Annotated in this window: 8 protein-coding genes; 4 read left to right on the forward strand and 4 right to left on the reverse strand. The window is 58.1% G+C overall.

What is annotated here, in order from left to right; all coding sequences use genetic code 11:
- Positions 1-20: 20 nt before the first annotated feature.
- From P0N66_RS11325 to P0N66_RS11340, 4 genes are all read left to right on the forward strand, one after another.
- Positions 21-1370 (forward strand): M48 family metalloprotease, encoded by a 1350-nt coding sequence (locus P0N66_RS11325; RefSeq protein ID WP_275805465.1) that lies wholly within the window; start codon positions 21-23, stop codon positions 1368-1370.
- 4 nt (positions 1371-1374) lie between these two features.
- Entirely contained in the window at positions 1375-2109 is a 735-nt protein-coding gene (locus tag P0N66_RS11330) for a small multi-drug export protein (protein ID WP_275805467.1), read from the forward strand.
- A 161-nt stretch (positions 2110-2270) separates the two neighbouring features.
- Complete coding sequence (locus P0N66_RS11335) at positions 2271-4079, forward strand: methyl-accepting chemotaxis protein (protein ID WP_275805469.1); 1809 nt, start codon at positions 2271-2273, stop codon at positions 4077-4079.
- A gap of 147 nt (positions 4080-4226) precedes the next feature.
- Positions 4227-5573 (forward strand): TrpB-like pyridoxal phosphate-dependent enzyme, encoded by a 1347-nt coding sequence (locus tag P0N66_RS11340; protein ID WP_275805471.1) that lies wholly within the window; start codon positions 4227-4229, stop codon positions 5571-5573.
- 180 nt (positions 5574-5753) lie between these two features.
- Here P0N66_RS11340 and P0N66_RS11345 read toward each other — a convergent pair whose 3' ends face one another.
- From P0N66_RS11345 to P0N66_RS11360, 4 genes are all read right to left on the reverse strand, one after another.
- Positions 5754-5972, reverse strand: a complete 219-nt coding sequence (locus tag P0N66_RS11345; RefSeq protein WP_275805473.1) for an FmdB family zinc ribbon protein — start codon at positions 5970-5972, stop codon at positions 5754-5756.
- Positions 5973-6151: 179 nt separating this feature from the next.
- On the reverse strand, positions 6152-9697 hold the full coding sequence (nifJ, locus tag P0N66_RS11350; RefSeq protein ID WP_275805475.1) for a pyruvate:ferredoxin (flavodoxin) oxidoreductase: 3546 nt from the start codon (positions 9695-9697) through the stop codon (positions 6152-6154).
- A gap of 152 nt (positions 9698-9849) precedes the next feature.
- The gene (gene epsC, locus P0N66_RS11355; RefSeq protein ID WP_275805477.1) at positions 9850-10830 is read right to left on the reverse strand and encodes a serine O-acetyltransferase EpsC; all 981 of its coding nucleotides are present in this window, start codon (positions 10828-10830) and stop codon (positions 9850-9852) included.
- The gene (locus P0N66_RS11360; RefSeq protein ID WP_275805479.1) at positions 10827-12803 is read right to left on the reverse strand and encodes a class I adenylate cyclase; all 1977 of its coding nucleotides are present in this window, start codon (positions 12801-12803) and stop codon (positions 10827-10829) included. Before P0N66_RS11360 ends, epsC begins: the two co-directional genes overlap by 4 nt.
- Positions 12804-12864: the final 61 nt, after the last annotated feature.

Below are 12864 nucleotides of genomic sequence, written 5' to 3' on the forward strand. Positions count from 1 at the left end.
GATATTAAGGAGAGCTGATCATGAATAGAGTTCAGTGTCGTCGGGGCCGGACCGGCCTCAACCGTCGCGATTTTCTGGCCCTGATGTCGGCTTCCGCTTTAAGCTTCACCTTGGGGGGCTGCGCCGTCAACCCGGTCACCGGGCGCCGGGAATTGATGCTGTTGTCCGAAGACCAGGAGGTGGCCATTGACCGAGAGCATGCCCCGCACCAGCTGTCTGCCGATTTCGGAGTCTCACAGGATGAAGAGCTGAATGATTATATCGCCTCCCTGGGTCAGGAATTGGCGGTGCGCTCTCACCGGGCTGGCATGCCTTATTCCTTTCAAGTGGTGAATGCCAATTATATCAATGCTTACGCTTTCCCCGGGGGTACCATCGGGATAACCCGGGGCATCATGCTGGAAATGAATGATGAGGCTGAACTGGCGGCCCTGTTGGGCCATGAAATCGGCCATGTCAATGCCCGTCATGCCGCCCAGCGGATGACCAGGGGGATGATCGCCCAATTAACGGTGGCCGGGGCCACGGTGGCAGTAGCCACCTCCGAGGACCGTCAGGGGCTGGCGCCGCTGGTGCAGACTTTGGGAGGGCTCAGCGCCGGCGCTTTGCTGGCCCATTACAGCCGGGAAAATGAACGGGAGGCCGATGACCTGGGCATGGAATATGCCTCCCGGGCCGGGCAAAATCCCGCCGGCATGGTGGATCTGCACCGGATGCTGCTGGAGCAGTCAAAACGTAAACCCAGCGCCATCGAACTGATGTTCTCAACCCACCCCATGAGCAGTGAACGAATGGAGCGGGCGGAGCGGATGATGGAGCAGCGATACCGCAGCCAGCATGAGCGGTCCCGGCATGATGAGCGATACCAGGCCAGCATTGCCGGTTTACGCCGCCTGGCCCCGGCCATCAAAGAACAACAGGAAGGAGAAAGGGAGATGGGCCGGGAAAAATTTGCCCAGGCTGAACCTTATTTCCAAAAAGCCCTGCAACTGGCGCCGACCGATTACACCGGGCTGGTCCTGATGTCCCGCTGCCAGTACGGTCTGGGCAAAAAAGAAGAAGCCGTCCGTTTTGCCGACCTGGCACGCGAAACCTATCCCGGCGAGGCTCAGGCCCTGCAGGTGGCTGGTATTGCTCGCCTGGGTCTGGGCAACAATGAAGTCGCTTATCAGCATTTCACCGCCTATGATGAGCTGCTGCCTGGCAACCCCAACAGCAATTTTCTCAAAGGGGTGAGTCTGGAAAACATGGGACGGCGGCAGGATGCGGCTCAGGAATATGTGGAATATCTGCAGATGGTGGGGGAGGGAGGCCAGTCTGCTTATGCCCGGCAACGGCTGACCGAATGGGGGGTTCTGGAAAAACGATAGCGATATGCGCCACTTATCCGATGCCCATTGGCTGCAGCAGAACGACTCCCTGCGTCGGGACAACCCTTTCCTCTGGTATCTGACGCTGCTGGGCCCATTTTTGTTGACGGTCGCGATCATAGCTACCCTCTACCTGCTCCATGGCTGGCCATATGTGCGGGGGCTGCTGCTTAGTGCCCTGGCCGTATTTTTCTTTTTCGGCCGCTTTGTCATTCTGGGTGGCAACGCCACCGATGGCCTGGAAGATGCGGCCCGTTTTTTTTCCCCGGGGGAACTGGCGCTGCTGGTTTTTTATATGGATGCCATGGTCGCCTCCCTGCTGGCCTTTCACATCGGTTTTCTTTTTCGCCTGCCGTTTTTCGGCGATCACTTGCGCCTCCTGGTTGAAGATGGTCGTTTTATTCTCCATGCCCATCCCTGGATGAAAAGGGCCACCTTTATCGGGATTGTGGCCTTTGTCACCTTCCCCCTGGCCGCTACCGGCAGTGTGGGGGGGTCGATTTTCGGCCGCCTGCTGGGCATGACCCGGGCGGCTACTTTTCTCGGGGTGATCACCGGCAGCCTGGTGGGCTGCTCGGTCATGTATTTCGGCGCCTCTCTGATCAACCACTACCTCGACCGCAACAACCCCTGGCTCACCATGGGAGGAATACTCTTTGTGGTGGCGATAACCCTGGTGCTGAACTTTCGTTATCGTCACATCAAAAATCAATGGCAGCAACATTACGGTAATAAATAATTCTTTTTCTTTTCCCGCTCGTTTATGCTAGCTTTTCGAGTTTGCTGACGGCATGCCTGCCCTGGGTTATACCGACGGCTAGCATCGGCGGATCAGCCGGGTGACCGCCCTGGGGTAGCTCGGGGAAAAACAATATCACAAAAACATGAGGAGCATGCTAGATGGACATTCAAAAGTGGTCTTTGCGGGGCAAGATCGTCTTGCTCGGTGTTGTCTTGCCCACCATCCTGATTATTATCCTTTTTCGCCTGTACCTTGCCGATTCCCGCGAGAACACCCTGGAAGCCTTTACCGACAAGGCTCGGGCAATCTGTTTGACCGCTGAATCAACCCGTGAAGAAATGGAAGCCAAATGGCGGATGGGGCTGTTTTCCGTCGAGCAACTCAGGGAATTTGCCCAGCGCGGGGAACAGGACAAGATTCTGGCCGCAGTGCCGGTGGTGTCGGCTTGGAATGCCGCCATGCGCAAGGCCGACGAAGGTGGGTATACCTTTCGGGTACCAAAATTCCAACCCCGTAACCCGTCCAACGAGCCCGATCCTTTGGAGGCCCGGGCCCTGCGGACCATGGCTGAGCAAAATCTGGATGAATATTATGAAATTGATGAGTCCACCAACTCGGTGCGCTATTTCCGGGCGGTTCGTCTCACCGAAACTTGCCTGTACTGCCATGGTGATCCTGCCGATTCGCGCCGTCTATGGGGTAACGACCGGGGTGTAGATCCCACCGGCGGCCGCATGGAAGGCTGGCAGGTCGGTGAGCTCCACGGGGCGTTTCAGGTTATCCAGTCCTTGGATGAAGCAGATCTCCAGTTACAGCAAACGGTGGGTAAAGCTGCCTGGATTGTAGCGGCCGGCCTGGTGCTGATGGCAATCATGTTTGCCACCCTGGTTCTGCGGGTGGTCTCCAATTCGGTGATTAACCCCATTTCCAGGATCGTTGAAGAGTTGAGCGGCAATGCCGGCAATCTGCTGGACGCCGCCACCCAGGTTTCTTCCGCCAGCCATGAGCTGGCCGACGGGGCCAGCAGCCAGGCGGCCAGCCTGGAGGAAACCTCGGCCTCCCTGGAAGAAATGTCTTCCATGACCCGCCTGAATGCAGAAAACGTCAAGCAAACCAGCCAGATGGCCGAGTCGGCCCGCAACTCGGCGGAAACCGCTCAGCGCAGCATGGAGAAAATGGGCGAGGCCATCGGCAATATCAAGAAGTCCGCTGATGAGACGGCGGTTATTATGAAAACCATTGATGAGATCGCCTTCCAGACCAACCTGCTGGCCTTGAATGCGGCGGTGGAGGCGGCCAGGGCCGGTGAGGCCGGCGCCGGTTTCGCGGTGGTGGCCGACGAGGTGCGTTCACTGGCCCTGCGTAGCGGGGAGGCGGCTCGCAACACCGAACAGCTCATTGAACAGTCGCAGAAGAATGCTGATCATGGGGTGGAATCGGCGGCCGAGGTGCGGGAAATTCTGGTCCAGATTGTCGACGGGGTGAACAAGGTCAGCCAGTTGGCCAAAGAAATTTCGGTGGCCAGCGATGAGCAGGCCCAGGGGGTTAATCAGATCAACCAAGCGGTGGCTCAGGTTGATAAGGTGACCCAGGGTAACGCCGCCATCTCTGAGGAAGCGGCTTCTTCCAGCGAGGAGCTTTCCGGCCAGGCCAATGAGTTGAATCGCTTGATCGGTGAACTGGGTATCATTGTTGGGCTTTCATTGCCCTCACAGGGGAGAGAGCGGCGGCTCAGTCGCAGCGCCGGGCGATTGCGGCCAGCCAAAGCGGTGGCTGGTAAGCCTGAGTTGCCGGCCCCGGCGGCCGACAAAGCCGGCAAAGGTAAAGCTACCGGCGCCACTGCCGATCATCGTAAGGGGCAAAACACGACCGCAGCTCCGGCCGCCGGCGCTGCGGCGGGCTCCCGCCGCAGCAAAAAATCCGAAGAGGTGATCCCCTTCGACGACGACGATTTTGAAGATTTTTAAGTTGATGGCCTTGCAAAAACAACCAAGCACGTTGGTCGGCGGTGCGAAAGCAACCAGTTACAAAGCGTTTCCGGTCGGCGGCGCGGCTTTTTGCGACGCCGACAAGGTTACCGCTTCAATGTTAACTTAACTAAAAAGGTCTGGGTTATGAAACAAAAACACATTCTCTTACCTCCCGACCAGCAGGTCAAAAGCTGGTATAACGTCATTGCCGATATCCCCGGCGGTCTGGCTCCTCCCCTGGATCCTGCCACCGGCCAGCCTATGGGGCCGGACAAGATGGGGGCGATTTTCCCCATGGGGCTGCTGGAACAGGAGATGAGCGGCCAGCGCTGGGTTGATATTCCCGAAGAAATTCTTGATATCTGGCAGATCTGGCGGCCCTCCCCCCTGATTCGGGCCACCTTCCTGGAGGAAGCCCTGGGGACCAAGGCGAAAATATATTATAAGTACGAAGGGGTTTCACCTTCCGGCAGCCACAAGACCAACAGTGCCGTGGCCCAGGCTTATTACAATAAGCGGGAAGGGGTCAAGCGGCTGGCCACCGAAACCGGCGCCGGCCAATGGGGCTGCGCGCTCTCATTTGCCGCTCACAAGTTTGGCCTGGATTGCAAGGTGTACATGGTGCGGGTTTCTTACGATCAGAAACCCTACCGCAAGGTGATGATGAACACCTACGGAGCCGAGATCGTCCCCAGCCCCAGCCCGGACACTCCCACCGGCCGGGAAATTCTGGCCAAAACCCCGGATACCCCGGGATCTTTGGGGATTGCCATCAGCGAGGCTCTGGAAGACACGGTAAGCCGGGATGACACCAAGTACGCCCTGGGGTCGGTTCTGAACCATGTCTGCCTGCATCAGACGGTAATCGGCTTGGAAGCCAAGCAGCAGCTGGCCATTGCCGGAGATTATCCCGATGTGGTCATTGGCTGTTGCGGTGGCGGTTCCAACTTTGCCGGCCTGGCGGCACCTTTCCTGCCCGACAAGCTGGAGGGGAAAAACATCCGTTTGCTGGGGGTGGAACCGGCTTCCTGCCCGACCCTCACCAAGGGAAGTTTTGCCTATGATTTCGGGGATGTCTCCCAACGTACGCCGCTGTTGTACATGTACACCCTGGGGCACGATTTCATTCCCCCGGGGATTCATGCCGGTGGGTTACGCTATCACGGCATGGCTCCGGTGATCAGCGCTCTGATGCGGGAAAATCTAATGGAGGCCACGGCCCTTAACCAACTGGAGTGTTTTGAGGCCGGGACTCTCTTTGCTCGCACCGAGGGTATTATCCCGGCGCCGGAGTCCTGCCACGCGATCCGGGCGGCAATCATTGAAGCCACTCGGGAGCCGGACAAGCCCCAGACAATCCTTTTCAACCTCTCCGGCCACGGCCTGCTTGATCTGGCCAGTTACGAAAAATACTTCGCCGGAGAACTGATCAACTACGAGATGCCCGACGAGGCCATTGCCGAGGCCACCAAAAACCTGCCCAAACTGTAAACGTCCAGCAGCACCGCATATTGCGGCACGGCTGAACGTTTACGGGGCGGCCCGCAGTTTTAAACCGGTACGGCCTCCCCCCCACACAAACCAAAAAACCGCGTTTGATCCCAGTATATTGGGACCAAACGCGGTTTTTTTTATTGGGGCAACCATCCAGGTCGCCTTTTTCTGTTAAGCTCAGGAAAAGCCTTTTTTGCTGGCGCAGCCGGTAAGGGCGCCGGCGGGAACACCTGCTCCTTTACCTGAAGAAACCCGGTAACTGGCGGCGGAAATGGTTTTCTGCGTTCGCCGGCTGCCGCATTTGGTGCATTTTACCCCGGCGGGAACCTGGCAGTTGGAGACCATGAGTTCAAACAAGGCCTGACAGTCCTGACAGCGGTATTCATAAATGGGCACGGTTATCACCTGTTGTCTCTTTTGCAGATTAATCTTGTCTTGGGTTACGAAAAAATAACGGGCACCGGGATAACTTGGCTCCCGGCGCCCGTGGTTTGTTTCCCGGCGCGGGTGCCGGGACAAATTAGGTTTATATGGTTGTAACCGTTCAGCGGGGCTGCTGAACGGTTACTTATGGTTTATTTTGCCGGTTCCAGGGCCTTGAACATGCCCTGCAGCCGCTTCCAGCCCTTCTCCACGTCACCCTGGGCCAGAGCCATCAGCTCATCGGCCATGGTCGGGTTCATCAGCTTCAGAGCCCGGTAGCGGTTCTCGTTCATGGCGTAATCGGCAAACTTGATGCTGGGAGCCTTGGAATCAAGGTGCAGCGGGTTCTTGCCCTCATCCTCCAGCAGCGGGTTGAAGCGGTATAGCGGCCAGTGTCCGCATTCAACCGCCTTCTGCTGCTGCTCCAGGCCCTTGGCCATGTTGATGCCGTGGCCCACGCAGTGCGAGTAGGCGATGATCAGCGAGGGACCGTCGTAGGCCTCGGCTTCGGCAAAGGCCTTGACCACCTGCATCGGGTTGGCGCCTAGGGCCACCCGGGCGATGTAGACGTTGCCATAGGTAGCGAAGATCATGCCGATGTCCTTCTTGGGCATTTTCTTGCCGCCGGCGGCGAACTGGGCGGTGGCCGCCCGCGGGGTGGACTTGGACATCTGGCCGCCGGTGTTGGAGTAAACTTCGGTATCCATCACCAGGACGTTGACGTTCTCGCCGGAGGCCAGCACGTGGTCCAGGCCGCCGTAGCCGATGTCGTAGGCCCAGCCGTCACCGCCGATGATCCAGACAGATTTTTTCACCAGGTAATCGGCCACCGGCAGCAGGCGCTTGGTGATGACCGAGTTGTCATCGGCTAGCTTCTCCTTGAGCTTGGCCACCCGGTCACGCTGGGCTTCGATCTCGTCCTGGGTGGTCTGGGAAGCCTTGATCAGATCGTCGGCCATTTTCTTGGTGATCAGCTTGGCGGCCACCGCTTCTTCCAGCAACTCCACCGCCTGGGCGCCCAGCTTGTTCGCCGAGTAGCGCATGCCAAGGCCGAACTCGGCGTTGTCTTCAAACAGCGAATTGGCCCAGACCGGCCCGCGGCCGTCCTGGCGCTTGCAGTAAGGGGTGGTGGGCAGGTTGCCGCCGTAGATGGAGGAGCAGCCGGTGGCGTTGGCTACCATCATGCGGTCGCCGAACATCTGGGTGGCCAGCTTGATGTAGGGGGTTTCGCCGCAGCCCGCGCAGGCGCCGGAGAATTCCATCAGCGGCCGTTTGAGCTGGCTACCCTTGACGGTGGAGATGTCGATGTCGGCGTCCTTTACCTCCGGCAGGCAAAGGAAGAACTTGACGTTGGCGGCCTCCTGCTGGCGCAGCTTGTCGGTGTTGTCGATCATCTTCAAAGCCTTCTTCTTGGCCGGGCAGACCTCGACACACAGGGTGCAGCCGCAGCAGTCCTCGGTGAAAACCTGCAGAGCGGTTTCCTGGCCCTTGAACTGCTTGCCCACCGCATCTGCGGTCTTGAAGGTTTTGCCCTTACCCTTGAGATCGGCCTTTTTGACGATCTTCATGCGGATGGCGGCATGGGGGCAGACCAGAGAGCAGCGACCACACTGGATGCAGTTTTCCGGTAGCCATTCGGGCACATGCACGGCGATGTTGCGTTTCTCGTACTGGGTGGTGGCGGTGGGCCAGGTGCCGTCGGCGGGCATCTCGGAAACCTTGACCAGGTGGCCCTTGCCGGCGATCATCTTGGCGGTGACCTGCTTGACGAACTCCGGCGCCTCTGCGGGGACCACCGGCGGCAGCTCATGCCCGTCGGCCTTGGTCGGCACCTTCACTTCCTTGATGTTATTGACCGCCGTGTCCACCGCGTCATAGTTCATCTTGACGACCTTATCGCCCTTCTTGCCATAGGTCTTCTGGATGGCGTCCTTGATCCGGTCGACGGCCTCCTTCTTGGTGAGGATACCGGAGATCAGGAAGAAGGCGGTCTGCATGATCATGTTGATCCGGGCGCCCAGGCCGATGGCCTCGGCCAGCTTGATGGCGTCGATGACGTAGAACTTGGCCTTCTTCTCGATCAGCTGCTGCTGGACTTTTTTGGGCAGTTGTTTCCAGACTTCCTTGGGTCCGTACGACGAGGTGAGCAGGAAGGTGCCGCCGTCTTCCAGGTTGGCCAGCATGTCGTACTTGTCGAGGAAGGTGAAGTTGTGGCAGGCGATGAAGGTGGCCTTGTCGATAAGATAAGGGGCGGTGATCCGGTTCTTGCCGAAGCGCAGGTGGCTGACGGTCATGGAGCCGGACTTTTTTGAATCGTAAACGAAGTAGCCCTGGGCGTTGTTGTCGGTTTCGGTGCCGATGATCTTGATGGTGTTCTTGTTGGCGCCCACGGTGCCGTCGCTGCCCAGGCCGTAGAACATGCAGCGGTGGACGTCCTTGCCTTCAATGGTAAACGAGCGGTCGTAGTCCAGGCTGGTGAAGGCCACGTCGTCGTTGGGGCCGACGCAGAAGTGGTTCTTGGGGGCCCAGGCGGTCATGTTGTCGACCACTGCCTTGACCATGGCCGGGCTGAACTCGGCCGAGCCCAGGCCGTAACGGCCGCCCAGGATCAGGGGCTGGCAGGCCGGGCGGTTGCTTTCCACCGCCTCGCCCACGGCGGCGCGAACGTCAAGATAGAGCGGCTCGCCGGCACTTCCGGGTTCCTTGGTGCGGTCCAGCACGGTGATCCGTTTCACGGAGGCGGGCAGGGCGTTGACCATGGCCTTGGTGTCGAAGGGGCGGTAGAGACGAACCACCACCAGGCCCACCTTGGCCGATTCCTTGGCGATCAGGTGCTCAATGGTGGCGCGGACGGTTTCCGAACCGCTGCCCATCATGACGATGACGTTTTCGGCATCGGGGGCGCCGAAATAATCGAAGAGGTGGTAGCGGCGGCCGGTGAGCTCGGCAAAACGGTCCATGGTCTCCTGGACGATGGCCGGGCAGGCCTGGTAGTACTTGTTCACCGTTTCCCGGCCGGTGAAGTAAACGTCGGGGTTCTGGGCCGTACCGCGCATCATCGGCCGGTCGGGGCTCAGGCCCCGCTGGCGGTGGGCGGTGACCAGGTCTTCGTCGATGATCGCCCGCATGTCCTCATGGCTGAGCTGTTCCATCTTCTGGATCTCGTGGGAGGTGCGGAAACCGTCGAAGAAGTGGACAAACGGCACCCGGGACTTGAGGGTGGCCTGGGTGGCGATCAGGGCCATGTCCTGGGCTTCCTGGACGTTCTGGGAGGCCAGTTGGGCCCAGCCGGTCTGGCGGACGGCCATCACGTCGCCGTGGTCGCCGAATATGGAGAGCCCCTGGCAGGCCACCGAGCGGGCGGTGACGTGGAAGACGGTGGGGGTCAGTTCACCGGCGATTTTGTACATGTTGGGCATAATTAAAAAGAGCCCCTGGGAGGCGGTGAAGGTGGTGCACAGGGCGCCGGTGGTCAGCGAGCCGTGCAGGGCGCCGGCAACGCCGCCTTCCGATTGCATCTGGGTTACCACCGGCACCGAGCCCCAGATGTTTTTCTGGCCGGCTGCGGCCTTGGTATCGGACTCGGCGGCCATGGGGGTGGAAGGAGTGATGGGGTAGATGGTGATGATTTCACTGGTGGCATAGGCTACATGGGTGCAGGCCTGGTTGCCGTCGATGGTGACCATTTTACGCGACATTTCTTGACTCCTTGGGGTTTTGGTTTGGCGGTGGTAAAGGTGTGTCCCTATTGGTTGAACTGTCTTGTTTTTAAATGTGGGGTTTTGCCGGCGCACGGCAAATCACGCTAGTCTAAACGAATTGCCGTTTCATTTCCAGAAATATTTGTTGCTTACGATTTTTTGTAGACCAGTTCGGGCGGGTTCAGCACCACCTTGGTGTCCGGGGGGACCGAGTGGGTCAGCCAGATGTTACCGCCGATGACCGAGCGAGCGCCGACGATGGTCTCGCCGCCCAAGATGGTGGAGCCGGCGTAAACGGTGACGTCGTCTTCCAGGGTGGGGTGGCGTTTGGTGTGGCGTTCCAGCTCGCCGGCCTCGTCCCGCCTGAAGGCCAGGGCACCCAGGGTGACGCCCTGGTATAGCTTGACCCGTTTGCCCAGTACCGCGGTCTGGCCGATGACCACCCCGGTGCCATGATCGATAAAGAAGCTCTCGCCGATCTGCGCGCCCGGATGGATGTCGATACCGGTGATGCTGTGGGCGTGTTCGGTCATGATCCGGGGCAAAATCGGTACTTCCAGGCGGTAGAGTTCGTTGGCGATGCGGTAGATGGTGATGGCGTGCAGGCCGGGGTAGCTGAAGATAATCTCGTCAAAGCCGGCAGCGGCCGGATCACCCTGGTAGGCTGCCTGTACGTCGCTGGCCAGCCGTTGGCGCAACTGCGGCAGGCGTTCCAGGAAAAGGAATGCCTTTTCCTGGCCCGCTTCCTCGCAGTGCTGGCAGATTTGGCCGTGGCGGGTGCACTCATGGCGGATGGCGTTGGCGATCTCTTCCGCCAGGCAGTTGAACAGCCCGGATATCTCTAGGCCAATCCGGTATTCAAGGTTGATCCGGTCGATGCCCTTATTGCCGAAATAACCGGGAAAGATCAGCTCCCGGCAGGTTTTGAGGATAGCCACGGCCTGGCTGCGGGAGGGCAGGGGCTCGGCGGCGATATGCTCAAAACAGGTATGGGAGTTGCAGGTGGCCACCATCTGGGCCACCACCTCCGGCAGGTGGGAGCGGAAATCGGCCGCTCCGGCGGGTTCCTTGCTCGGGCACTGGTCGTTGGCCAGAGGAATCTCGGGAGTTTTGGGTGTTTTTTTCCTCATCCTTTCTCCAGCATGGTTTTAATGGTGGAAATTTCATCCTGGCTGGGAATGAAAACGGTCAAATTATTGTTCCAGCGGCTTACGTAATGGCGGGTGAGCAGGGTTAGTAAAGCGTTTTTCAATTGAGCCAGGGTATTGTAATCGTGCAAAAAATATTCGCCATAACTGTTTTCGCTGATGATGGTTGAGGGCAGAGTTTTACTGCCCTTGACCGGTTCTTTGAAAAAATTAACCACCACTAGGGCCCGGAGAATATTTTCCTGTTCCACCAGATGTTGTGGTGGAATCTTGGAAAAATCAACCAAGGGAAAGGTGTCCAGCATTTTATCCGTCAGGATTTGGATATCTGCCAGATCGATGGGAAGAAAGTTTTTGGTTAGATGAAGCTTGGTGTGGCGGGCCAGTATACCGTTGACCATCAGCCAGGTGATCAGGCGAATCAGGTGGTCATCGCGGCGAATGGCCGCTCCCACCTGTTCCCGGATGGTGTAATGAGCCAGTTCCCCCTGGAAGGCGTAGTAAAAAAAACGCTCTTCGTACTTGGTGATGTGGATGGTAATGTCTTCCATGGCCATGTGGTAGCGGGAGACACTGCGAATGTAGTCGATTTTGTGGGGTTTTGTTTCGTAAAAGGTGAAAAGTTTACGCCCCAGAGTGGCGATATCGCGTTCAGAAATGGTCAGTCCCACTTCCGGATCGATTTCTTTGAAAACTCGCCGCAGCCGCTTGTAGGTTTCCGCCAGATAACCATGCACTCGGGTGCCGAAAGTCAGCAAATCACGATACTGCCAGTAACGGAAGTTGAGAAAATGCTGCCGGTTGGCGGGCATGATGTCCCAGGCCTCCATTTGGGTCATGATGGCTTGATGATGACTTTTCTCTCCCAGTTTGGCCTGTTTCTGTGATTCCACCATCTCCAGGGTTTTGAGAAACAGGCATTCCCGGATCAGATCCGCCCATTGTCGCATTAATTGCTCTTCAGCCTGCTGGTAAAAGGCAATGATTTCCCGGGCCAGCAGCAGGTAGGGATCAATTTCGCCAAGGTCCAGCATCTCCATGCGATTGGGGAGCTTCTCCGGATAGGTTACCAGCCTCTTGATTTTATCGGAAAAAAGGGCCGGTGAACTTTGCCGTTGCTGGAGCAGAAGTTCCAGGTAGGCAAACTTGATCACCGACTTGAAGGGGCTGTCCAGAGCCTTGTTCATCTGCCACAGGCAGGCCCCGAAAATTTCTTCCTTGGGAATGGAAGCCACACAACCCAGGTCAACGTAGTCGTCAGGGTTGATTTTTCGTTCCCGCACCAGGCGTTTGACCAGCCCGTGGTACTGTGCTTCTTCCAGGCCGGGGGGCATAAACCACCAGAGCAGAGGTTTGCCGGCCACCAGCACATGGGTACGGAAAAGTTCGTCTTTGAGCAGAATTTTCAAGGAGGTGCCGGCGGATTCTTCCTCGGCGGCGGATGCGAAGCGGTTCTCTCTGGTTTCCTCGATGTCCATCAGGAAAAAATGGGTTTCCACCCCTTTTTTGGCAGTCCACGCTTCAATGGCGGCGCATTTTTCCGCCATCAGTTCCATGCCCTTGTCCCCCAGTTGAGAGCGATGGACGCTGACCCAGTAATCACAGTCGGACTTGTCCGACTGGCCGATGGTACCTACGCTGCCGATGGTCATCAGAGAGCGGACGGCACAGAGGTTGCCGGGCTGCACTTTTTCTTCGCCACGGGGTACCGACTGACCGGGGAAAAAGCGATGGAAAAGCTCAAAACTGAAGGCGGCGGCGGGGTCGTAATTACAGATCCCGCCGGGTGCGCCCGGGTCGCAGATATAACCGGGCAGGTCGGGATGATTGACATGCAGCAGATAAGGCACGGCCGCAAAAATGATATTGCTTTTGTGGGGGTTTAACAGCACCGACTTGGCAATCCGCTCTTCGTTGTACCGGCGGTATCTGGCTATTTTTTCCTTGAGGCCCATGTTCAAATCTTGTCGTCAATAATAATGATGGAATTGCCCGAAACAGCCCAAGGGTTAGCCG

This window comes from Desulfurivibrio dismutans (assembly GCF_029210385.1).
Lineage (GTDB): Bacteria > Desulfobacterota > Desulfobulbia > Desulfobulbales > Desulfurivibrionaceae > Desulfurivibrio > Desulfurivibrio dismutans.